17 protein-coding genes are annotated in these 22323 nt (G+C 48.0%); 12 read left to right on the plus strand and 5 right to left on the minus strand.

Annotated features, from left to right (window positions below):
* Positions 1 to 306 precede the first annotated feature (306 nt).
* Together GJR95_RS05750 and GJR95_RS05755 are read right to left on the minus strand one after the other, a co-directional pair.
* The gene (locus tag GJR95_RS05750; protein WP_162384965.1) at positions 307 to 1062 is read right to left on the minus strand and encodes a class I SAM-dependent methyltransferase; all 756 of its coding nucleotides are present in this window, start codon (positions 1060 to 1062) and stop codon (positions 307 to 309) included.
* Positions 1063 to 1395: 333 nt separating this feature from the next.
* Positions 1396 to 1884, minus strand: a complete 489-nt coding sequence (locus GJR95_RS05755; protein ID WP_162384966.1) for a hypothetical protein — start codon at positions 1882 to 1884, stop codon at positions 1396 to 1398.
* Between the two features lie 564 nt (positions 1885 to 2448).
* Here GJR95_RS05755 and GJR95_RS05760 point away from each other — a divergent pair.
* From GJR95_RS05760 to GJR95_RS05775, 4 genes are all read left to right on the plus strand, one after another.
* Positions 2449 to 3276, plus strand: a complete 828-nt coding sequence (locus GJR95_RS05760) for a helix-turn-helix domain-containing protein (RefSeq protein WP_162384967.1) — start codon at positions 2449 to 2451, stop codon at positions 3274 to 3276.
* A 257-nt stretch (positions 3277 to 3533) separates the two neighbouring features.
* Entirely contained in the window at positions 3534 to 4049 is a 516-nt protein-coding gene (locus GJR95_RS05765; protein WP_162384968.1) for a PAS domain-containing protein, read from the plus strand.
* Positions 4050 to 4269: 220 nt separating this feature from the next.
* Positions 4270 to 4734, plus strand: a complete 465-nt coding sequence (locus tag GJR95_RS05770; protein ID WP_162384969.1) for a hypothetical protein — start codon at positions 4270 to 4272, stop codon at positions 4732 to 4734.
* Positions 4735 to 4984: 250 nt separating this feature from the next.
* Entirely contained in the window at positions 4985 to 5377 is a 393-nt protein-coding gene (locus GJR95_RS05775) for a hypothetical protein (protein WP_162384970.1), read from the plus strand.
* 237 nt (positions 5378 to 5614) lie between these two features.
* On the opposite strand, the gene GJR95_RS05780 is transcribed toward GJR95_RS05775, so the two are convergent.
* Entirely contained in the window at positions 5615 to 6157 is a 543-nt protein-coding gene (locus GJR95_RS05780) for a hypothetical protein (RefSeq protein WP_162384971.1), read from the minus strand.
* 234 nt (positions 6158 to 6391) lie between these two features.
* On the opposite strand from GJR95_RS05780, the gene GJR95_RS05785 reads away from it, so the two are divergent.
* From GJR95_RS05785 to GJR95_RS05810, 6 genes are all read left to right on the plus strand, one after another.
* Positions 6392 to 6559 (plus strand): lmo0937 family membrane protein, encoded by a 168-nt coding sequence (locus GJR95_RS05785; RefSeq protein ID WP_162384972.1) that lies wholly within the window; start codon positions 6392 to 6394, stop codon positions 6557 to 6559.
* 706 nt (positions 6560 to 7265) lie between these two features.
* A complete protein-coding gene (locus GJR95_RS05790) occupies positions 7266 to 7886 on the plus strand; it encodes an RNA polymerase sigma-70 factor (RefSeq protein ID WP_162384973.1) in 621 nt (206 codons plus the stop codon).
* The gene (locus tag GJR95_RS05795; protein ID WP_162384974.1) at positions 7883 to 8917 is read left to right on the plus strand and encodes a FecR family protein; all 1035 of its coding nucleotides are present in this window, start codon (positions 7883 to 7885) and stop codon (positions 8915 to 8917) included. Before GJR95_RS05790 ends, GJR95_RS05795 begins: the two co-directional genes overlap by 4 nt.
* A gap of 199 nt (positions 8918 to 9116) precedes the next feature.
* Complete coding sequence (locus GJR95_RS05800) at positions 9117 to 12497, plus strand: SusC/RagA family TonB-linked outer membrane protein (protein ID WP_162384975.1); 3381 nt, start codon at positions 9117 to 9119, stop codon at positions 12495 to 12497.
* A gap of 25 nt (positions 12498 to 12522) precedes the next feature.
* Positions 12523 to 14013: a RagB/SusD family nutrient uptake outer membrane protein gene (locus GJR95_RS05805; protein ID WP_162384976.1), complete on the plus strand. Its 1491-nt coding sequence runs from the start codon at positions 12523 to 12525 to the stop codon at positions 14011 to 14013.
* A gap of 54 nt (positions 14014 to 14067) precedes the next feature.
* Complete coding sequence (locus GJR95_RS05810; RefSeq protein WP_162384977.1) at positions 14068 to 15408, plus strand: hypothetical protein; 1341 nt, start codon at positions 14068 to 14070, stop codon at positions 15406 to 15408.
* A gap of 998 nt (positions 15409 to 16406) precedes the next feature.
* On the opposite strand, the gene GJR95_RS05815 is transcribed toward GJR95_RS05810, so the two are convergent.
* Positions 16407 to 17723: a sensor histidine kinase gene (locus GJR95_RS05815; RefSeq protein ID WP_162384978.1), complete on the minus strand. Its 1317-nt coding sequence runs from the start codon at positions 17721 to 17723 to the stop codon at positions 16407 to 16409.
* The gene (locus GJR95_RS05820; protein ID WP_162384979.1) at positions 17720 to 19075 is read right to left on the minus strand and encodes a sigma-54-dependent transcriptional regulator; all 1356 of its coding nucleotides are present in this window, start codon (positions 19073 to 19075) and stop codon (positions 17720 to 17722) included. The genes GJR95_RS05815 and GJR95_RS05820 overlap by 4 nt, the downstream gene beginning before the upstream one ends.
* A 92-nt stretch (positions 19076 to 19167) precedes the next feature.
* On the opposite strand from GJR95_RS05820, the gene GJR95_RS05825 reads away from it, so the two are divergent.
* Both GJR95_RS05825 and GJR95_RS05830 read left to right on the plus strand, forming a co-directional pair.
* Entirely contained in the window at positions 19168 to 19830 is a 663-nt protein-coding gene (locus GJR95_RS05825; RefSeq protein ID WP_162384980.1) for an ABC transporter ATP-binding protein, read from the plus strand.
* Complete coding sequence (locus tag GJR95_RS05830; RefSeq protein ID WP_162384981.1) at positions 19827 to 22223, plus strand: ABC transporter permease; 2397 nt, start codon at positions 19827 to 19829, stop codon at positions 22221 to 22223. The genes GJR95_RS05825 and GJR95_RS05830 overlap by 4 nt, the downstream gene beginning before the upstream one ends.
* Positions 22224 to 22323: the final 100 nt, after the last annotated feature.

The following is a 22323-nucleotide window of genomic DNA, read 5'->3' on the forward strand; positions in this document are numbered from 1 at the left end:
ATGCCATCAAGGTCTGGCTAGAAAAACACCTGCTGAGGTGTACTGTACTCCTTTGCAAGTCGACGTAGAATCGGAAAACCTCAATTAAAAAAAGCAAAAACTGGTCCTAAATATAGGGAGCACTATAAAATACTACTCTAGGGAATCTAAAATAAGTTTGGATAACAGGGGAGGGGAAATAGTAGGGTAAGGTCTAACACATACGGCCATTACTAGAAATATCAACAATCAAAAATCTTTCGGGCATTCGTGTGTAGATACATCTTTTGCGAAACGATAAATTAAGGCGATGAGTGCGTAAAAACATTATTTTCGGGCAATTATAAACTTCACTTCAGTAGTACAAACATGCTCCGCATCAAGCAGACTCGCTAAAAATTCACGTTTAAAGCCTGGATAAGTGTCTTTATCAAACTGATTTTGAAAACCTACCAGTCTATTTAACCTAGCTTCCCAAGCTAGCACTATTTGTTCATCAGCTGGTCCGTTAAAGGAGAGCTCTTTATCAGACATGTTTTCCTCATGAGTGATGGATAAGCCCTCATGGACTAATATATCCTTCACTTTACTGCCCATTTCAAAATCATAAATACCGGCTCTTCTTTGCTGATCATAGTAGTTTCTTAACATGTCGCGGGTCGTTGAACGGATTGGATAATGGGCAAACAAATCACTTATTTCAACGATGGCAATCCAACCCGTAGGCTTCAGCAGCGCTAGCCACTGCTGGAGAACAGGCACAAAATCAGGAAAATAGGCTACGGTAAAACTCGTCCAAATGCCATCAGCGAGTGGCAGATCTTGCGGATTAATACGTCGGAGATCTTGCTGAACATAGCGACTGTTACTGGCCTTATTTAGTTTAGTCGCTTCGGCTAATAATTCAGTGTTTGAATCAATACCGATTACTTGTAACGCTTTGTCAGCCATAAGCTTCGTCACATAGCCTAGACCACAGCCTAAATCCAAAATGGTTTCACCCGAAACGAGTGGGATTTTCTGGAGATAGGCAGCCCAATTTCGCCACATGTTTTGATTTTTATATTCTTCCTTAAGTGTCATGATGCAATTGAGTTGGATTGAGATCGAGCCTACTAGAAAACTATGTTCTTTTGACATGACTTCTAGTAGCTGACATTGGGATTGCCAGGTAATAATCAAAGGGACCAGACCAGTAAAATCTTGTTGCTTTCCTTGGTTGCCATTGTCAAATTCCAAAGCGACCAAATAGGACTCTCCAATGCAACTATAGACAATACGTTCATGAGGGTAGATCTTCCGAATCGGTGCGACTCCTTCATCCTAAATGAGTGAATAACTCAGGGACGCATGAAGGAGTCGCACCGACTGAGAAGATCTAGCCAACTATGACCTTACCCTGCAAAACTCAGCCAACTACCTAACCGTGTACTGATAGCACGTACTGGTTAGCACGACGGCTGAGGTTTGTAGATTAATGATCTGGAAGTGAATGTCGAAGGTTGTGCCGGGGGCGAAAGCCGACACATCACGAAAGAGGGCCGCCTTACCGGCACCCAGATTATCCGTTAAAATGGGTTGTGCCACTAGGCCTTTACCAAGCGTGAGCCAGGACGTACTGGTGCAATTGCCATCCAGGTTCGTGTCCACGGCCCGCTGAAGCCCATAATTGGTAGTCGGCTCCAGCCCCTGTACCGATGTATCCAGATAGATCGTGAATGGATTTTCAGGAAATTGCCGGAATTTCACGAAACCAGATGCTTTGCCTGCTCCCAGCAGAGTGACATCCAGGTTGTAGTTAGGCTGAGGTAGTTGATGATCCTGGCAGGAGGCTGTCAGCAGGATACAAACAAGTAGCCAGGCCAGTGGCCGCACGAAGCGTGGTGTGTGTGTAGTGCGGTTCATTTTTCGCGTACGCTAGGTGAGCCCTTTTGTGCAGTTTGCCCGTAGCTAAACAGCACCTTAAATAAATCAATGAAAGGGATCGGAATTCGTTTCATAGCTATGTTTTTAAACGGTAGACATTCATTTGCGTGTGCTATTGCGCCTGTGTCGGTCTGGAAGGTAGACAACTTCCGATAGCCAACCGAAGGCTTAAGCAAAGGGCTACGTATCTAATGAGGCCGGTGTAAAGGTAAATCGGTGGTATTTTCCTATATTGTAAAAAAACGTCAATTTCGTTACTGGTAAATAGTTGGGAACTGATGATACACTAGCTATTCTTGGGGACTGCATGAAGCGGGAAAGGATGACTGAAGGCATAGGCCATCAACTAACCCTGCGCCCAGGGCTACGAATTGGAAAATCGGCCACCAACTAACCGTTCACTCCATTCATCCCTAAAAACAGCATTGACGTTGCTGGCGAATTAGCCATGAAGTACGGGTAAAATTTTTAGGCTGAACCGCTTTTCTATTTAGCTTAAAAAGGCCATATTAGGCTTTTCGGAAAGTAACCTATCAACTGGATATGAAATACGTTGAATATCCCCTTAGTCCCCTGTTAAAGCCCTTTGTTAACCGAGTCTGGGAGTTTGAAATGGACGTACCGATGGGTGAAGTGATCCATCAGCCTGACTGTTGCACCGCCACGACTCACTTCCTGTTTAATCTGAAGCCCCCCTTTAAAACAAAGCGGGGTGATCAACTCATTCAGGCCAATGCGACGAATTTGATTACGCCCCTCACCCAGCCTGTCATCAATAGGTTAGAAGGGACTCATTTACATATTGGCGTCGAGTTTACCCTCACGGGTTTTTATCGACTGTGGCAAATTCCCTTATATGCCATCAGTTTGTCGGATACTGTACTCTATGATTTACAAGCGGTTATCGGGCCAGAAGCGCTTGGGGTCTATAACCAATTAGGGGAAGCCCAGACAACGGCCCAACGATTTGATTTGATGGAAAATTTTTTACTTGGGCACATCACCAGCAAACCCACCAAGGCGGGGTTAGTAGAGGGGGTTGAACAGCTCGTTCAGCAAGCACCCGAATCCGTAAGGATTGATCAGCTCATTAAGCAACTGTATTGTAGCAAGAGTACGCTGTTGCGTCATTTTAACGAGCAACTCGGCATTTCCCCGAAAACGTACCTTCGTATCCAGCGGTTTCAACGAGTCCGCCACCAATTGCTTGACAAACCGGGCTGGAGCTGGCAAACTGGGTTGGTCCATGTCGATTATTACGATCAAGCCCACTTTATCAACGAATTCGTGGCCTTTTCGGGCCGGTCGCCTTCCCGTTATAGAAATAGCATGAATGAGGTAGAGGATTTTTTTTCTAAATGCTTTCACTAACAAGTTCCTTTCTAGCCAACGATTCACTAGGTTGGCAAAGCGAGCATGTATTACACTGAACTAGCCAAGCACGAATGAAGACAAGTTTTTTCGATTTTAAACCGTCTATTTGGTTAACTCTTGATCCATTTTTGAACCTACCTATTGACCTCGGATACACCATCAGTTTAGTATTGAAAATGATCAGTTCAAAAAGGTATAGGTTATAGAGCCTTTGGGCAGGGTATAATTGATTAGTAACTTTATTAGGCAAGATTATGAGTTTCAACTATTATCCATCTTATCAGAAGAGTGCGCCATTCTATCCGTCTGTAGCTTATGAGATTACTTTGCTGGAGAGAGCACAACACCTCGCAAAACGAAAACAGGAAGCTCATTTCTGCCAATTAAATCACACATTTAAGTGGGCTATAGATCGGCAGCAGCAAGCGGCCTATTTAAAAAGTATGCAACTAGGCTTTACCTTAATCTTGACAGATGTATCGAATAGAATCCTATGGACAAGCCATAATATCTTGAGCATGACAGGCTATGGGTCCCAGGAAGTGATCGGTCAAACACCCAAGTTACTTCAGGGCCCCGATACGGATCCACTCGTAACACGTCATATAGGTAACTCCATTCGACAAGCACAAGCCGTGCAAGTTGACCTAGTGAATTATCGTAAAAATGGTCAAGCTTATATGTGCCGTCTTGCGATTGAGCCTTTACATAACAAAGACGGTAAATTAACCCACTTTCTAGCTGAAGTTAAAGAAGAAACGAATTCATGATTAAGTTGTAAATTAAGTTAGTATGTGCACTTTACTCTCCTGCTAGACATAAAATAATCGTCACTTATATAACAGTTCATATACTTCGGAAGTAAGGCAAAAATAATCTAAAGTATTTTCGCTAAACTACTGTAAATAATATAATTTTGTTAATGTTAAGTATCTGATAGTCAGTGGAAAAATAGTATTCATTCACGTTCCTAATATACCGCTTATATCTATGGCTAAGAACAACGTCGGTCGAATTTTGATGACCATTGCTACTTGCATGTATGGATTTATTCCGCCACTTGTCGATTTTGGCCCAACCCATGCTACCAATCCACTTTGGATAGGTCATGCTCGTTTCCATGTAGTCTGGCAGGTGCTTACAATGGCTTACATAGCCCTGATTAGTCTGTATCTGCTTTGGGTAGAGCCTAAAAACCGCCAATTTTCTACTAAAATGTCTGGACTGCTTGGCCTGTCGGTGTTAGGTGCATTTGAGATCAACGTTTTAGTACGCTCGCTCTATAACGGTACGTTAGCTGATCCGAATGGTGTACCACCCATTATGGGCATAATCGACGCTAATTTGTTTGTATTCACCATTGCCCTTGTGGTATTAATTGCGGGTTGGTTTATTGAGTCGGCCAACTTGAAAAAAGCGATTAAGCAGGATCAACAGGTGTTGGCAGGGATATAAAAAGCTGTTTGTATACAGGGTTAAGCTCTTCCCTTTTCAAACGGCAATACTTAATAAAGTACAAAACGCTAAGACTTATGCTACCATACTGAGTTTGTACTTTTTACATATCACCCCAATAATCTAAATAAATAAATAATTAGTATGCATGCATACCAAATAATAAATAGCTATATAAAATTAGAATTATTTAACTATTTTGTTTGACTTTAAGGGCTATTTGTCATCTAAAAGTTAAATAAATGTCTATATGAAGACTTCAGCATTGGTAAACCAGGAACCTGTATTAGATACAGCTAAGTCTGACTATATAGTAGCTCACTGGCTTGAAGCAATTACCAAACTCCACGCCTATTATCACCAATTAATCACCTGTATAAGCCAGCGGGCACTGGAACCAGAGTTGAGCATAGGTAAGACGACCTATAGGGGTCAGTGCCCAATGAGTCAATTGACCAAACTGACTCGTAGCATGGAAACGGAGTTAGCAAAGCTAAGTCAAGATATAGATCAAGTCGATCGTCTCCAGGCGTCTGCTACGAAAAAGATTTGTGCTAAGTTGGTCAGTCATACGTTGCGGTTAACTCAATTAAATGAGCAAGCACAAACCAGGCTTGACTTGATCAAACGATCGGCTTCATAACCGTAAACATTCGACCGGCATCTCACTAAAAAATACTAAAAGACCAATAGCGACCTACATATTGCTACTGGTCTTTTTTCAAGTCTTGCTATATAACTATGAACATGTAAAGGGAATAAAGCTAGAAAGCAGCTTATCTAATAAGATAGCTGCTTTCTAGGTAAAATACAAGAAGATTTACTTACTATTGATATAGTCTACTCAGAACTGAGTACCCACCCGTTTACAAGCTGGGCCTCAATGAAAGCCCTGCTGAGTTAAATACACTTTATCCGCTTCATCCCGAGGATGTACTCCCACGACGATACCACCACCTTTTAGACCCGATTCATACGCTTTCGCCGTTTCTTCCGGAATACCCGAATTCACTAGAGCCCCGATCAAGCCACCGGCTAAACCACCTGCTCCAGCACCGGCTAACCCAGCCGCCAGCGGACCAGCAATCAGTAAACCCAATCCTGGCAAAGCCAATGTCGTACCGATAGCGGCAATAGCAGCCGCTACTGCTCCCACTGTACCCCCAATAGCAGACCCTTTGCCAGCTCCTTCCATCGTTTTGTCTCCTAATGCTGAATCATCCGAGTCACTAGCGTCAAAATGCCGTTTACGGGTTTCATCCGTCATGACGATGTTCACATCATCTTTCGAAAAGCCATGCGATAGTAGCGCGTCATAAGCGGTCTCTGCCGCGTCTCGATCGTTAAAAATAGCTGTCATCATTGTTGATGATTCGGTAAACGATGAACTGTTTAAGTTAGTGTTGTCTGTTTGACTGGTCATGAAACTAGATGGTTTTGTTGTGTGTAACCAACTCAGAAAACCTAGTTGGTTACACACAAACCTGAGGAAGGGAGCTATGTTCTAACATTGTGAGGTAACGGCACGGGGAGGCAACCGGTGGGCTGTGAACAGAAACCACTAGCTATTTACCGTTCGATTAGATTTCATAACATACTCATAGGAGCAGAGTTCTACTGGAAAATACACCTATTTTCACCAGTAAATTCTAAACGTATGGGCAATCTTCTGTATACAATCGCTGTGGTGCTGATTATTATTTGGCTCTTAGGCTTTTTTGGTATTTTAGGGGCGGGCATTGCGGGTAGCGGGCTGATTCACATTCTATTAGTAATTGCTGTGATTGCCATTATTTTTCGGTTGATTCAAGGTCGAAGCGTCTAACTGTTTTGATGTGGTTTTGCTCGCCCTTATTCAACGCTAAATTTTGTTTTAATCCCTTAACATAAGAAGTAATGTGCAACTTAACTAGAAAAAGTACAATTGGCTCAAGTGGCTAAACTAGTGCGTGGATTTATTGGGATCACCCTCAATCCAGCGGTGTACCGTGCCGTTTCGCTGATCCGCGGTTATCCAGTTCGATAAAAAGGCTATGTCTTGAAATAACAACAATTTAAGCAATTGAAGAATTGACATATATTCTTGGACACTTATTGTTTAAGTACAAATAGTCCACAGATTTTATTCGTCCACGAAAACGCTTGGCCCAATGAACGCTTATCATGACTTACAATGATAGGGCAACTTTCAGCTCCGATGCCTGAAACCGTTCACGAAAGGGTTGACATTCCTGAACGCTAACTATGAAAAGTACAAAATCTAGAATGGGTAAATTTTGACTTATTAGCTAACTATCAACACGTTTAAATCTAATATTTCTTAGATTGGCTTGTTGAGTTTCCAGGCGTATTGTCCTCCGACTTTCTGCCGAAATAGGTCTGGAAAAAGATATACTTTTATAAGAACTCCTGTTCATTCGAGGCTTAACAACCCGACAAATCGTACCATTTTGTTATTTTTTTGATCTGCCAATTAGGGTTAGACGTCCTTTCTGTATCTTAAGCTTTGTAGAGACCGTCAATGTTCATGCATGGCACCTGGCCTTCCTTTTGACTTACCCGGCGATAACTTTTCTCACCACCCGGATCCAGTTGCGGGTGCGGTGCCGCCGAAACCGGACGACGAATTATTGATTCGACATGCTTTCCAGACGGATGCATATCAGGGGTGCGATTTGCTATTTCGCCGGTATTACCATCCCTTATGCAGTCAGGCAGTACGGTTCGTTTATGATAAAGCGCTGGCGGAAGATATCGTAGCCGAACTTTTTCAGACCTTTTGGCAAAAAAGGATCTACGAACGTATCGATTATTCGTACCGGGCCTACCTCTACCGGGCTGTTCGTCAGAATTGCCTGCTATTCCTGCAACGGGAAGCGGGACAAACGATCTCAACAGATCAGTTAATCCCGGCAGATTTATTAATTGACCCCGCTTCACCAAGTGACCAGATCCAATTCGATGAACTCAATGAACGGATCGAAGTGACCATCAATGCACTGAGTTCGCCCGTTCGCCGGGTGTTTCTACTGAGCCGCTTCGAAGGCCGCAAAAATCAGGAAATCGCCGATGAGCTACACATTTCGTTAAAAACCGTCGAAGCGCACGTAACGAAAGCCCTCGCCCTTTTTCGTAAAGTTCTACTGCCATGAATGAGCCGCAAGCATACCCAACCAAAGCAAGCCTTTTTGCTTATTTTGCCCATCAGGCCACGCCATTAGAACGGCAACAGATTGAGTCCTGGCTAATGACCGAGCAGGGAGCTACCTTGTATTTTACGTATCTGGATGAATGGGAACGGCAGCATCCGCAGTTTCAGCCCGACCTGAATCGGGCTCGTGAGCGGTTTACCCAGTTCATGCACCAGACTGCTCAAGAGCCCAAATCAGGCCATTTCGATCCGGCCCCTTTGCTAACGGAATCCCCAGTCACCCTCCAGCGTACCAGTTGGCTACAATCGTCTGGATGGCTGGCTGTAGCGGCTTCGATCCTGCTGGTCGTTGGCTTATGGCTATCGGCGGAGTCCTGGTACTACAAAACCTGGAGTAACGGGTTCCACCAACTTCAATCGATTCAGTTGCCGGATGGATCAGCGGTAGAATTGGGGGCCCATTCATCGTTACGTTACCCCCGCTTTGGTTTTGGCTGGGGCACACGGCGGGTCTGGCTAACGGGCGAAGCGCAGTTTCAAATAACCCACCAAGCCAACGCGCAACGCTTCCAGGTACATACGCCCGATCAGACGATTATTGAAGTATTGGGGACCGTGTTTGTGGTGAACAGCCGTCGCAACACCACCCGGGTTATGCTCAAAACGGGGCGAATCAGTCTGACTACGCCCCAGTCAAACCAGCCGCTGATGCTGACACCAGGCGATTTGGTAACCGTTTCGATCGGGCAAAAACTACACAAACAGCAGGCAGATAAAGTATCGACTCAAGTTACCTGGCATGATCACCAGTTCGTTTTTCACGATACACCCTTACAGGATATAGTTGTTCAACTGCACGATACATTTGGCGTGACCGTTCAAATTCTCCAGCCTGAATTGATGAACCGCTCCGTGTCTGGTACGTTCCAGGCTGAAACGGCTGACGATCTGCTGCAAGCGCTGAAACTGATGATGAATCTGGAAATCAACGATTCATCAACCGGCTTTACGCTCACGCAGCCCATTCAGTAAGGCAGTACTAATCTAGTATCAAGACAGGGCCACATCCCTGTCTTTTTTTGTGCTTTTTGCACTTTATAAATTTTTTCACAAAAAACTACATTTTTCAATTAGGGTAACCAATGCGTTCTGCATCTATCTAGTAACGGCCAAGGCGACACCCGATATGCCTGTTCGGTATCACTACGTAGGTCAATAACCCTGTATCTATATGCACTCTCCTTTACCTGTTCGTCCTGAACGCCAATCGTGGACGCTTTTTCTTATTGCTTTAGTGACACTAGGCCCACTACCTACCAGGGCACAGGTACTAGCCCAGAATAGCTCAACCGTACCAATCGCCCGCCAGGCTGAAACATACCGCTTAACGGACGCCATTCAGCAGCTTAAGGTTCGCTATCGCGTCAACATTCTGTTTGAAGAGCGCGCCCTGCGCAATTTGTATGTATCGGCCCAGGCCACTCAACCACAGGCCACCCTCGAAGCCAGTCTAACCGCTTTACTTCAACCACACGGCCTGCATTACCGGAAAGTAAAAAATAACTACGTTATCGTGACGGGCGATACGGATCGAAAACGGCAATCGACTACGGTTGATCTTACCTCTACTACCAGCAACGAGCTTACCCAATCGGCAACAACGCCTAGTCAATCGGTAGAGCGCCAGGATGATCGACTGGTGACAGGCCGGGTAACCGATGAAAAAGGAGCCGGAATGCCGGGCGTCAGCGTGTCCATTAAAAATACAACGCGCGGCACCACAACGGATGCTGAAGGGAAATTCAGGCTATCAATTCCCACGGGTGATGGCACGGCCACTACGCTGGTATTTTCATTTGTTGGGTATCTGAATCAGGAACTGGCGCTTGGCAATCGCAGCCGTATCGATTTGCAGCTTATGCCTGACCAAAAGTCCCTGGACGAAGTGGTGGTCGTCGGGTATGGAACCGTCAAAAAAAGTGATCTGACTGGTTCACTGACCCAGGTCAAAGCCAAAGACCTGAATGCTTACCCTACCACAAATGTCTTACAGGCCTTATCGGGTCGGGCGGCTGGCGTGCAGGTGCTGCAAAATACCGGAGCGCCCGGTGCGCCGGTCAGTGTACGAATCCGGGGAACCAACTCGGTCCAGGGCAGCAATGAACCGCTGTACGTAGTGGATGGTTTCCCGCTGTCGGGTAGCAACCCTACGGTGCTGAATAATGCGGACATTGAAAACATTGAGATTTTAAAAGATGCTTCAGCAACGGCCATTTATGGGTCCCGAGGTGCCAACGGCGTCGTGATTATTACTACAAAACGAGGGAAAGCGGGCAAAACACGCGTGGATTTTGAATCCAGCTATAGCTCGCAATCCCTGCGAAAGAAGCTGGACTTGATGAATGCCCAGGAGTACGCGCTTCTGTATAATGAGCAGACCGTCAACGATAAAGAGAAGCCGTATTTCACCCAGGCGCAGATCGATGCGCTGGGAAAAGGAGTCGACTGGCAGTCGCTTATTTTTCGGCAAGCCCCGATGAAGACGGCCACGCTGACCGTTTCGGGAGGAACCGAAAAAACACAGTTTTCTGTGTCGGGAAGCGCGTTTGGCCAGGATGGCATTATCATTGGGAGCAATTTTAACCGGTATTCATTACGGGCCAATCTTAGTCATGAAATCAGTAAAAAAGTTAGCCTGAGCCTGTCCAGTACGCTCACTCGGATTCAGTCTGATCGAAAAAACAGCGGTGGTGGTGGTCGGGGAAATACGCTGATCTCCTCCATTCTTTCCGCTCCGCCTACGCTTACGCCTTATAAGGATGACGGCACCTACCGAATTTTTATTCTGGAAAACCCACCCAGCGCGTCGCAAAATCCACTGACCTTCATCCATGAACAAACCGATCGGGTGAAGTCGAACCGGGTTTTAACGAATGCCGCGCTGGAATATAAACCGCTCGAAGGGCTCAGTATTCGGATTGCGGGCGGCATTGAAAATACAGATGAACGTAATGACGCCTACACAACCCGAAACTTTGTCAGTTCGCAGGGGAGTGCCAGTGTTGGCACCAGCCAGTTTACCAGCCTGCTCAGCGAAAATACGATTTCGTATACCAAAACGCTCCATCAAAAGCATTCGCTGGCAGCGGTGGCAGGGTTCACCTATCAAAAATTTTTAACCACCTCGCTGGGCGCTAGTGGAACGGGGTTTATTAGTGATGCCAGCCAGACCTACGATATGGGTTCGGCCACTACACCCGGCATCCCTTCGTCAAGCTATGCCGAATCGTCCCTGGTTTCCTACCTGGGGCGTGTCAATTATGCGTTCAACAATAAATACCTGGCTACGATTAGTTTCCGAACGGACGGATCATCGAAATACAGTACGGGCAATAAGTGGGGGTATTTTCCCTCAACCGCGCTAGCCTGGCGCGTGTCAAACGAGGACTTTTTTAAGTCAGTCTCCTTCATTTCTGATCTGAAACTACGAGCCGGTTGGGGTATGACGGGTAGTCAGGCCATTGATGCGTATGCAACCCTCAATCAGTTAGGGTCTGGAAAAACAGTTTTCGATAATGCACTCTACACGTTCTACGCGCCCGGCACGCGCCTACCCGGCAATTTGAAATGGGAAACGACCGAGCAAATGGATATTGGGGTAGATATTGGCCTGTTGCAAAACCGCATTAATCTAACAGCCGATTACTACGTCAAAAACACCCGGGATCTGCTCAATACGGTTCAGTTGCCAGCCTCATTAGGGTTTACAACCACCATTCAGAACATAGGCCAGGTTCAGAATAAAGGAATTGAAGTAGGGATTGATGCTAAAATCCTGACCGGTAGCCTGAAATGGGATGTTAACGCGAACATTTCATTCAATCGGAACAAAGTCGTTAAACTCTACAATGGTCAGGATGTCTTGGGCGGAACGGTGGCCGTAACGATCGTCAATGATGTGGCCAATATTCTGCGTGAAGGACGGCCCATTGGCCAGTTCTGGGGCTATCTGGAAGATGGATACGATGATAAAGGAAAGATAAAATACAAGGATCTGGACGGCGACGGCGGGATTACCATCAAAGACAAAACCTACATTGGCGATCCTAATCCAGGCTTCATTTATGGGGTCAATTCAACGCTTTCCTACCGGCATTTCGACCTGAGTTTTTTTCTACAGGGTGTGCAGGGAAATGATCTATTCAATAGTAGCTCGATCAATAATACCATTGATTACGGCAACGCCCTGAACATGCCCCGTGAAGTTTACCTAAATCACTGGACACCCACCAATACAACGGCCAAGTATCCCATTATAAGCCGGTCCGTATCCGGCAACGTATCGAATCGGTGGATTGAACCTGGATCGTATATGCGGCTGAAAAATATCCAGATTGGCTATACCATTCCTACCCGAAAACTGGGACTAAGCTGGGTTCAGAGCCTTCAGATCTATGCCAGCGGGCAAAATTTACTCACGCTGACCAAGTATTCCTGGTGGGACCCCGAAGTAAACTCGAACGGGGGCGCAAACTCCACCGCGCAGGGCTTCGATTATTTCAGCTACCCCACTGCCAAAGCCATTACGGTTGGCCTTCGCGCCGGATTTTAACATCAGGCTACTAAACGATAAATCCATGAAAATTATATCCTTACCCGCTGTTTTTCAGGGTCTTTTTACAAGTCATAGTTACTACACTTTCCCGGCCGCACTGCTCCTGTTTTTGTGTTCGTCCTGTCAGGAGTCACTCGAAGAAGCGCCTAAATCATTAGCCGTTGAAACGTTTTATAATACGGCTTCGGAAGTAGAAGCGGCCGTAAATGCCATCTATTCGCCATTACGGAATAATAACTGCCTGGGCGGTCTTTATCCCGCTCAGGTGGAATCCTACACAGATTATGTGTATGGGAATGGAAGCTATGCCGTGCTGAATGATTTTCAGGGCCTTAACTCCGCCAATATTACCCGGGTAGGCCAGATGTGGGATCTGTTTTACCTGTCCATCCGTAATGCCAATCTGGTGATTCAGAATGCCCCACTGGGGAGTGCCATCAGTACGACCAATAGGACCCGTTACGTTGGTGAAGCCAGGTTTTTGCGGGCTTTAACTTATTTCTTTCTGGTCAGAAACTGGGGGGGAGTACCCCTGCGAACCGAGGTCAATATGAAAGACCGTGATCTGAAAAGAGGCTCTGTTGACGAGGTGTATAGTTTGATCCTGGCAGACTTAACAGAGGCCGAAACAACGCTTCCCGACAAACCAGCCAATATCGGTAGGCCCACCAAATGGGCGGCTAAGACGCTGCTGGCCGATGTATACCTACAGCTAGGCAAATTTGCCGAAGCGCGGGATAAAGCCGATGAAGTGATTCAGTCGAAACAGTATGCGCTGGTTCCGATTGCCTCAACGGATGATCTACAGAAACTCTTCGGCCCCGATGTACTGTCTACGTCCGAAGAAGTTTTTTATCTGAAATACATCCGGCAAACCGGTCAGGGCTATAACTGGGCGATGTTTGTCAACGATTTAGGGACCAAACTACACGGCGCGGGTGGTTTTACGGCCCACTACAGCGATGTGACCATGCCATTTCAACTGAGCTGGGACGGTAAAGATCTTCGAAAAGGGCTGTGGTTTTCGTGGAATATCAATCGCGGGTCTACCTCCCTGATGAGCAAGCGATTGATTGACCCGCTGGCCATCAGTGCCGACGGAGCCGGGAACGATTTCACCATGTATCGCTACGCGGATGTGTTATTGATCTACGCCGAAGCGGCCAGTCGGGCCGGAAATGGCCCGACGGCAACCGCGCTAGAAGCCCTGAATCAGGTACACCGCCGGGCCTATGGGCAAAATCCGACAACTCCTTCTGCGATTGATTTTAAACTCACGGAGTATACCGCAGCTTCTTTTCTCGATCTGATCATAAAAGAGCGTGGCTATGAGTTTCAATACGAAGGCAAACGCTGGCTGGAGTTGAAACGAACGGGTAAAGCTGCCGACATTATTCTGGCAGCAAAAGGAAAAACCATTGCCGAAAAACATTACCTGTGGCCAATTCCAGTCTCTGAGTTGAACTATAATCAGGCGCTTAATCCGGCAAGAGATCAAAATCCAGGCTACTAAGCGACTCGATTTGAATTTGATTGTTCAACCCCTTTTTCCTTCCTGACATCATTTATGAACTTCGCTATCAGGCCGTATCGGCACTCGACCTCCCGCCGAATTGCCCTTTATCTAGTAATTACCTTTCTGGCACCGCAGCCCATCGTGGTGGCTAACACGCGTCAACAGCCTGACTCACTTTGGCAGTCGATTGAAAAAGCGCATCAGGAAATATGGCGACGATTTGTCAATCCTCAATTTACTATTTTGTATGACTATACGAACAAGCAGGGAACGGTGCATATTCCGACCGCTGAAGAAGTAAAAAAGCGGCTTCCCAATGGCTTGAGCTATACGACAGTCATCGAAGATGGGGCCTTCTATAATGGCATTTATCTGGATGGTTTATGTGAACGGTGGAAAAAATTACGAACAAAACAGACGGCATCCGAAGCCCGGAATGTAGCCAACGCGTTGATCAAGCTGGCAACCGTCAGCCAGGTCCCGGGGTTTATTGCCCGGAATATCCTTCCTGATGGAAAGACCTATTATCCCGCCAGTTCGGATGATCAGACATTTCCCTGGTTTTATGGCCTGTGGAAATACCTGAACAGTGGAATCCCCGACAAAAAAGAATCCGACGCTATTACAAAGCTGATCGTCGATAAGGCAACCGCCCTTCAAACCTACAACTGGAACATTCCGTGCGATCCAATTGAATTTGGGTATTACGGTTCGTTTTCGAAAGCCGGCAACAAACATCTGGTTCGTATACCGTTTGTAACCCGTATTGCCTATGAACTGACCGGGAAGCAGGTTTGGCTGGATAGCTATAACGTAAGCCTGGCAGAAATTCCAACCGGTGAATCAGCTAAACGAATTGATCTTCTTGCCAACGGAATTGCCTATGGAGTCCCAGGCGATAATAAGTTTAACTTTTGGCTATCAGCCAGTTCGCAGGCCGCCCTCCACGAGCTGGTTCAGCTGGAAACCGATTCAACAATCAAAGCTGCGTACCAGAAAGCCCAACTGAACAATGGCCGCAAAGCAATCGCCCATATGCGGCTCTACACTACGTTCAGCAATGCCAATGCTTTTACCTATGAGATAAACTGGCGCCTTTTTAATGCCTACTGGCGGCCTCAAACCGATTGTTGGGAGGCTCGGAAATTGGGCCTGGAACAGGTTGAAGAGGGATATAAATTGTCGCCCAGAAACCGGTACGAATTCGATTACATGACCGAACCCCTGTTTGCGGCCTGGGTTATCGTTCTGTCGGATGATAAAAATTTAATTCAATCGGTCAGCCAGGACTTACGGCAGCTATTAACCCATTATGATTGGTCAACGATATATACCGTCCCCTTCTTCATTGCCGAGTCAGTTTATTTTGAGGGCCTGAAATATGGTATGTAACGAGTCAATTTCGGGAGGATTATCCTTGACTTAGTTCGGCACTAGAAAGCCTAAAGTTCATCGGATTAATTTATGGATAGAAGACTCAAAATCATTAACCATGGATGTCTATACTTTTTGACCGGCTAGAATCGAACTTGCTATCATTAACTGGGCATAAGTTTAATGCTCCTGGCGTAGTGTCGAGTAAACAATAATAAATCCGCTAAAAGGAATTTGGACTAATGTCAAGTCTTAAAAAGACACTATTTTTATAATTTAGATTTTTGACAACTTATAACGGTAACTTATTATTTAAGTACAACTAGTTGATTAATCCTTTTCGCCCAGCAAAACCCTTAGACCGATGAACGCTTTTCATGATTTACAGTGATAGAATACCGTTCAGTTACTATACCTGAAAGCGTTTACGAAAAGGTTGCATTTTTTGAGTGTTATATGCGAAAAGTACAATTCTCAGCAAAGCTGATGTTTGGATTTTCTTCGGCTCCATTAGTGGGATAATACCATTTTGTGATTAATAAATTGGAAATTGCTGCCTGTTATAACACGTTGTTCCAAGATAAATGAATGCCTATAGTAGAATAGAATGGCATCTGATCAGACTTGAGTTCAGTCCGTTTAGCTAGTCAATAGAATGCTGTCAACTCCTAACAAATAGATCCGTTTTTTAATAATTGAACCCTTGTTACATGGCCGTTGAAATCGCGTCCTGATTAAGCATGAAAGCCGTTAATCTACCAATTGCTGGGCTGATTGAGGACGTGATCACCAGTTGAACACCTCCAATCCGACCTAGTCCCGAGTAAATAACTTTAGAATACTTTTCTGTGTTAGTCGGGTAAGATTGACTCGGGGAAAGGGGCATTATCGCGCAACTGACTATCGTCGGTGACTATATATGTTCGGGGTGATTAATCAGATTAAAAATGGGATTTACTGTATAAATTACTTAGCTGATCGTAAATCTTAAAATAGAATTATCCATGCATCGGGTGTTATTCCATTGGGAATACTAAGCTAAACGTACTGCCATGCCCTACTATGGATTGCACGTGGATACTACCCCGGTGCAGATGCATGATCTGTCGCGATAAGCTTAGGCCAATGCCATTCCCTTTCTTTTTTGTGGTGAAAAACGGAACAAAGACCTCATCCAGGAGTTCCGTTGAAATCCCCACACCATTGTCCGTGACGGCGAGTACCGGCCGGCCCTCATTGTTGAGGGAAGCCGATAGGGCAAGCGTCGGATTTGGCCAATCGTGCAAGGCATCCATGGCGTTGGTCAACAGGTTGATGAGCACTTGCTCAACGAGTGGTGGGTCAGCCCGAATCGTCAAATCTGTAGGGGCGACAATGACATCCGGCTCGATACCGCGCTGTTCCAGCGTAGGCTCAAGCAAGGTCAATACGGACTCGAACAGATCAATGACGCGGACCGCTCGGAACGAGCCTGCCGAGAATTTGCTTAGGCTGCGGTAGGTTTGGGCAAATTGCAACAGGCCCTCGCTTCGGTTGCGAATGACGGTGATCCCCGTGCTGATCTCGGCCGTTGGTATGGTTCCGGAGGCCAGGCGTTTTTGCAGCGTATCCGCGAGCGAAGCAATAGGTGCCACCGAGTTCATGATCTCGTGGTTGAGAACGCGCAGGATTTTCTGGTAGGCCTGATCTTCGTTTTCGTCCAACGCTTCGCCCACCGGCTGAAAGGCTATGAGTCTCGACCGACCAGCATCATCCGTAAACGCCGTTGCCGAGAGCAATATGGCCCGCCCACTTACTTTTACCACACGGTTTTCGCCGGGCCGGAGGCTAATGAGGTGGCCATACAGCTGTTCGTTGCGTTTGCGAAAGCCATCCAGCGTCTTCACGTAGGGCACCTGAAGTAGGCGTTTCAGCGACTCGTTCATCCAGCCTATAGTCTGGTCGTCTTCCCGAAACGAAAGAATACCCGTATTAACCAGCGCCAGCACGTTTTGCAAATACAAATGCTGAGCCTCTTTCTCGCGGGATAACGTGCTGAATGTCTGACTAATCTGATTCAATAACTGCCGTGCCTGGCGTACCGACGTGGGTGCATGGACCGCGTTGAGATTGCTCGAAAAATCGTGGTAGCGCAACGCTTCCAGAAAGTCAGTCAATTCCCGATTCTGGCGATTAAGGTACCGAATCAACGTCCACACCTGCCCAACCACCACCAGCGTACCCGAAATCCAGTAGACGGCCTGCTGCGTCAACAGTGCGTAGGCCAGCCCAGTCATCGTGAGCAACAGCAGTCCGGCGCGGAGGGGAAGGCCCAGTTCGTAGGAAGTGTTCATAAATCGTATTTGCCAAGCCGCCGGTAGAGTGCCATCCGGGTAATACCGAGTTCCTTGGCGGCTTTGGTAATATTGCCGTGGTGTTTGTCAACGACTTTCTGAATTGTGCCTTTTTCCAGTTCCGCCAGCCGCGTCGTTTCCGGACCGGTGGACAGTGCTGTCTCGATAGGGGAGAAGAGTAAATCCTCGGGACGTAGCGTGTCGGATTCGGTCATGATGACGGCTCGCTCCAAGGTGTGCTGTAACTCCCGAACATTGCCCGGAAACCCGTAGTCTTGCAGTCGCGCCAGAGCACGACCTTCCAGCTTTGGTGTAGGCTTACCGTATTTTTCAGCATAGTGTGCCAGGAAATGAGCTGCTAATAGCCGGATGTCGTTACCCCGCTCGCGCAAGGGGGGTAGCGTTAACTCGATCGTATTGAGCCGATAAATTAAATCTTTCCGAAATTGGTTGGTTTGTACTAACTGATAAAGTGGGGCGTTCGTGGCCGACACTATTCGAACATCGACGGCAATCGGCGTATGACTGCCCAACCGTGTAATATGACGGTTTTGCAGGGCGGTCAATAACTTGGTTTGCTGCCCAAGAGGGAGGTTGCCAATTTCATCCAGAAACAGCGTGCCACCCTGCGCGGCTTCGAACCGCCCGATGCGATCCTGCTGGGCATCGGTAAAGGCGCCTTTCACGTGCCCAAACAATTCCGACTCGAATAGACTTCCCGTCAGCGCTCCCAAATCAACCGCGACGAACGGTTCTGCAGATCGGGCTGACTGGGCGTGAATCAGCCGGGCAACCACATCTTTACCCGTACCATTTTCCCCTAAAATTAACACGTTCGCGTCAGTCGGAGAAATTTTTTCAATCTTGTACCGCAGCCCCTGCATCGCTTCAGATTCACCCAGCAGGGGCAATGCATCCACCTGGAAAGCCTGCCTGGGTGGCGTATCCGCCGACTGACGTCGGGTCAGGGCTTCCTCCAGCGAAGCGAGTAGTTTATTATTTCGCCAGGGTTTGACCAGGAAGTCGGAAGCACCGTCTTTCAACCCCCGAACCGCCAGGTCAATGTCGGCGTAAGCGGTAATAAGCAGCACCGCCGACGTGGGCGAAAGCTTGCGGACCTGTTGGAGCCAATACAAGCCTTCGTTGCCGGTGTTGACCGAACTTTGGTAGTTCATATCGAGCAGAACGAGATCGAATCGCTCTTTCCGCAGCAGTGCCGGTAGTCGTTCGGGGTTCTTTTCGGTACGGACCGCCTTCGTTTCGGTACGCAGCAGCATGGCCATCGAAGTCAGCACATCCGCGTCGTCGTCAACCAGCAGCACCGTGGCTTTTTTGAGCAATTGAGTAGGCATGAAAGGGAAAAACGGTCGTGTTGGGTCATTGACCGAAAGAACTATATTTGAGGGGAAAGATACGCAATCCAGCGATGTAGCCCTAGGACTCCGTGATTGAACTCCGCCATATTCAGAAAAACTACCGGACCGGTGCGCTCGTTACGCCCGTCATTACCAACCTGTCGTTACAAGTCCAGGCGGGCGAGTTCGTGGCCATTATGGGGCCTTCAGGATGCGGCAAATCGACGCTGCTGAATATTTTGGGCTTGCTGGATGAGGTAGACGCAGGACAGTACCGGTTCGGGCCAACTGATGTGACTCACTTTTCTGAGCGGCAACGGGACTTGTTTCGACATGAGCATATGGGGTTTGTGTTCCAGCAATTCAACCTGATCAGCGAACTAAGCATTTATGAAAATGTAGAATTACCCCTGGTGTATGGGGGTGTGGGGGCGGCCCTCCGGCACGAACGCGTGACCACCTTGTTGGATCAGTTTAAACTTATGCATCGACGGTACCACCGCCCGGCACAGTTGTCGGGGGGGCAGCAGCAACGGGCCGCTATTGCCCGTGCCCTGGTCAATAACCCGCCGTTGATGCTGGCCGACGAACCCACGGGCAACCTGGATTCGGCCAATCGGGAGGCCGTTATGCGCCTGTTAACCGATATTAACGAAGCGGGAACCACGGTCGTTATGGTGACGCATTCGGAACTGGACGCGCTGTATGCCCATCGGATTGTGCCAATGGTCGACGGAGAAATAAAGGTATGAGGCTATACAATGCACTCCGCAACGGGGTCAATACACTCATTCGGCACCCGGCCTACGTAGCGCTGAATGCCTTGAGCCTGGCCTTGGCCATCGGCAGTTGTCTATTGCTGTTCTGGTACATCCGCTTTCACGTGAGCGTCGACCGGTATCACCAGAAGGCGGAGCGCATCGTACGGCTCGTAACGGAAGTTCATCAGGGGGCCACGACCTACTCGTCGGGTATTGCCACACCGATTGGCCCCGCGTTGCGGCAGGATATGCCCTGGCTTAACGCCGTAGCGATGGTCATTGGGCAGCAACACCGACCGATTCAGGTGCAGGAGCCCAACGGTCGACTAGGGGCCAAGTTTATGGAAGCCTCGACGATGGCCTACGCCGAGCCTGATCTGTTTGGCATCCTGGATTATAAATGGCTGATCGGATCGCCTAACTCCGCTTTGAAGAAACCCTTTACGGCCGTGCTCACGCAACGATTGGCGCGCAAATACTTTGGGAAGGCAAGCCCCATCGGGCGTCGGCTGTGCATGAACAATCGGCTGGAGCTGACGGTTACCGGCCTCCTAGCCGACATTCCCAACAATACCGATCAACCGTTCGAGTTGTTTGTCTCGTACCCCACGTTGAATTATTATGCCCACAACGGAACCCCATTGGATCAATGGGAGGGGGTGAGCTCGCAGACGCAGTGCTGGGTATTGCTGCCAACCGCTTCTGCTCTTGATCGGTTTGAACGTGCGCTCTACGCCTTTCACCGCCAGCGGAGCCCGGCTACACTGGACACCTATCAGTACCGGGTAGTACCCCTGCTTGACCAGCACACAATCCCCAACTATTACACAGGTATTCGCCGGGACGTGCTGATCGTGCTCGGCGTTATTGGGGGGCTGTTGCTGCTGACCGCCTGCGTGAATTTCATCAACATGGCCACGGCGCAGTCGTTACGACGCGGACGCGAAATTGGTGTTCGACGGGTAATCGGAGCGACCCGCCGACGGGTTTTCTGGCAGTTCCTCGTCGAAACGGGCTTGATTACGAGCCTGGCTGCGGGGGTGGCCATCGTGCTGGCTTACACATTCCTTCCCGTACTTCGAAAATGGACCCAAACGCCCGTACCGTTTACCATGAGTGTGCACACCTGGGCGTTTCTGCTGAGCCTGGTGGGCCTCGCTACCATTGGCGCTGGCACGTATCCCGGTCTGGTGCTAGCGGGGTTCAGGCCGGCGTTGGTACTCAAGGGGCAGGCCATACAGCAGCAAATTCGGGGATTATCGTTACGTCGGCTGCTAGTGGTGGGGCAGTTAGCCATCAACATGGGGTTCACCATAGCGGTAGTCGTGATGAGCCGTCAACTGACGTTTTGGCTCCGGGCTAATTCAGGGTTCAATGCTAGCAATCGGGTGTCCATACCCGTGCAGATGCCACTTGCGACTGACTTAAGCAGTTTTAAACGGGATTTACTACGCATACCTGGGGTGGAGGCCGTTAGTTTTAGCGACAATGCGCCTGTTGGTGGCATCACTAACACTTATTATGTACGGTTTGCTAACCGCCCTCAGGTAGAACCCTTCCAGATGATTACCTTCCCCGTTGATTCATCGTATATGGGGTTCTATAACATACCATTGGTGGCGGGTCGTCCCTTACCCGATAGGGATACCACGACTGGATTTTTGATCAACGAAACCGCCCTTCACATGCTGGGATTTACCGCACCAGCAGAGGTGATCGGTCGCACGTTAACGATACCCTATACCCCGGAAATTGTTAAACCTATTTTGGGCGTTGTGCAGGACTGGCGACAGGCCAGCTTCAAAAAACCCGTACAGCCGATGGTGCTCTACACCAGCCGAGGTAATTATAGCAGTTGCCACCTGCATCTGAAACCGGCCCATCAAGCGGCAACGTTGGCCCGCGTGCAGACCATCTGGAACCGCTATTTCCCTGCGGCTGTTTACGGCGAATTGCATCTGGATGTGGTGATTAGCGATTTTTACGCCGAAGAGGCCGAGCAACTCCGTTTTGTACAGCTGGCTGCCGGGGTAGCGATTGCCATCGGCTCGGTAGGCCTGTTAGGATTAATTGTTTTCCTGACCAGCCGCCGTACGCGGGAAATTGCGATTCGAAAAGCACTGGGTGCTTCTGAAGGCGCTATTGTCTGGCTCTTTCTGCGGGAGTTTATTTACCTGCTTGCAGTAGCGTTTGCTCTGGCCGCTCCGGTAGTTTGGTGGCTGATGCATCGATGGCTGAATCACTACGCAACCAGTATCCCGCTAACGCCCGATCTGTTGTTCACGGGTCTGGTATTGGTCTCGCTGACTACGTTGCTGACTATCGGTTTTCACACCCTCCGGATCGCGCTGGCCAATCCTGCCCAGGCGTTGCGAACGGAATAATGGCTGAGAATCCGGCATAAAGGGCCAGAATATACTTGCTCAATTACGAACAACAACTGTTCGTTTTCGAACAGTTTTCAGAGAGCAAAAAAAATAAAAT

Source organism: Spirosoma endbachense (assembly GCF_010233585.1).
Classification (GTDB): domain Bacteria; phylum Bacteroidota; class Bacteroidia; order Cytophagales; family Spirosomataceae; genus Spirosoma; species Spirosoma endbachense.

Coding starts and splice junctions, on each gene's coding strand:
- GJR95_RS05755 (WP_162384966.1), bottom strand. CDS start 1,884: ATGAACCGCACTACACACACACCACGCTTCGTGCGGCCACTGGCCTGG.
- GJR95_RS05810 (WP_162384977.1), top strand. CDS start 14,068: ATGAACTTCGCTATCAGGCCGTATCGGCACTCGACCTCCCGCCGAATT.
- GJR95_RS05750 (WP_162384965.1), bottom strand. CDS start 1,062: ATGACACTTAAGGAAGAATATAAAAATCAAAACATGTGGCGAAATTGG.
- GJR95_RS05820 (WP_162384979.1), bottom strand. CDS start 19,075: ATGCCTACTCAATTGCTCAAAAAAGCCACGGTGCTGCTGGTTGACGAC.
- GJR95_RS05800 (WP_162384975.1), top strand. CDS start 9,117: ATGCACTCTCCTTTACCTGTTCGTCCTGAACGCCAATCGTGGACGCTT.
- GJR95_RS05785 (WP_162384972.1), top strand. CDS start 6,392: ATGGGCAATCTTCTGTATACAATCGCTGTGGTGCTGATTATTATTTGG.
- GJR95_RS05790 (WP_162384973.1), top strand. CDS start 7,266: ATGGCACCTGGCCTTCCTTTTGACTTACCCGGCGATAACTTTTCTCAC.
- GJR95_RS05805 (WP_162384976.1), top strand. CDS start 12,523: ATGAAAATTATATCCTTACCCGCTGTTTTTCAGGGTCTTTTTACAAGT.
- GJR95_RS05780 (WP_162384971.1), bottom strand. CDS start 6,157: ATGACCAGTCAAACAGACAACACTAACTTAAACAGTTCATCGTTTACC.
- GJR95_RS05795 (WP_162384974.1), top strand. CDS start 7,883: ATGAATGAGCCGCAAGCATACCCAACCAAAGCAAGCCTTTTTGCTTAT.
- GJR95_RS05815 (WP_162384978.1), bottom strand. CDS start 17,723: ATGAACACTTCCTACGAACTGGGCCTTCCCCTCCGCGCCGGACTGCTG.
- GJR95_RS05760 (WP_162384967.1), top strand. CDS start 2,449: ATGAAATACGTTGAATATCCCCTTAGTCCCCTGTTAAAGCCCTTTGTT.
- GJR95_RS05830 (WP_162384981.1), top strand. CDS start 19,827: ATGAGGCTATACAATGCACTCCGCAACGGGGTCAATACACTCATTCGG.
- GJR95_RS05770 (WP_162384969.1), top strand. CDS start 4,270: ATGGCTAAGAACAACGTCGGTCGAATTTTGATGACCATTGCTACTTGC.
- GJR95_RS05765 (WP_162384968.1), top strand. CDS start 3,534: ATGAGTTTCAACTATTATCCATCTTATCAGAAGAGTGCGCCATTCTAT.
- GJR95_RS05775 (WP_162384970.1), top strand. CDS start 4,985: ATGAAGACTTCAGCATTGGTAAACCAGGAACCTGTATTAGATACAGCT.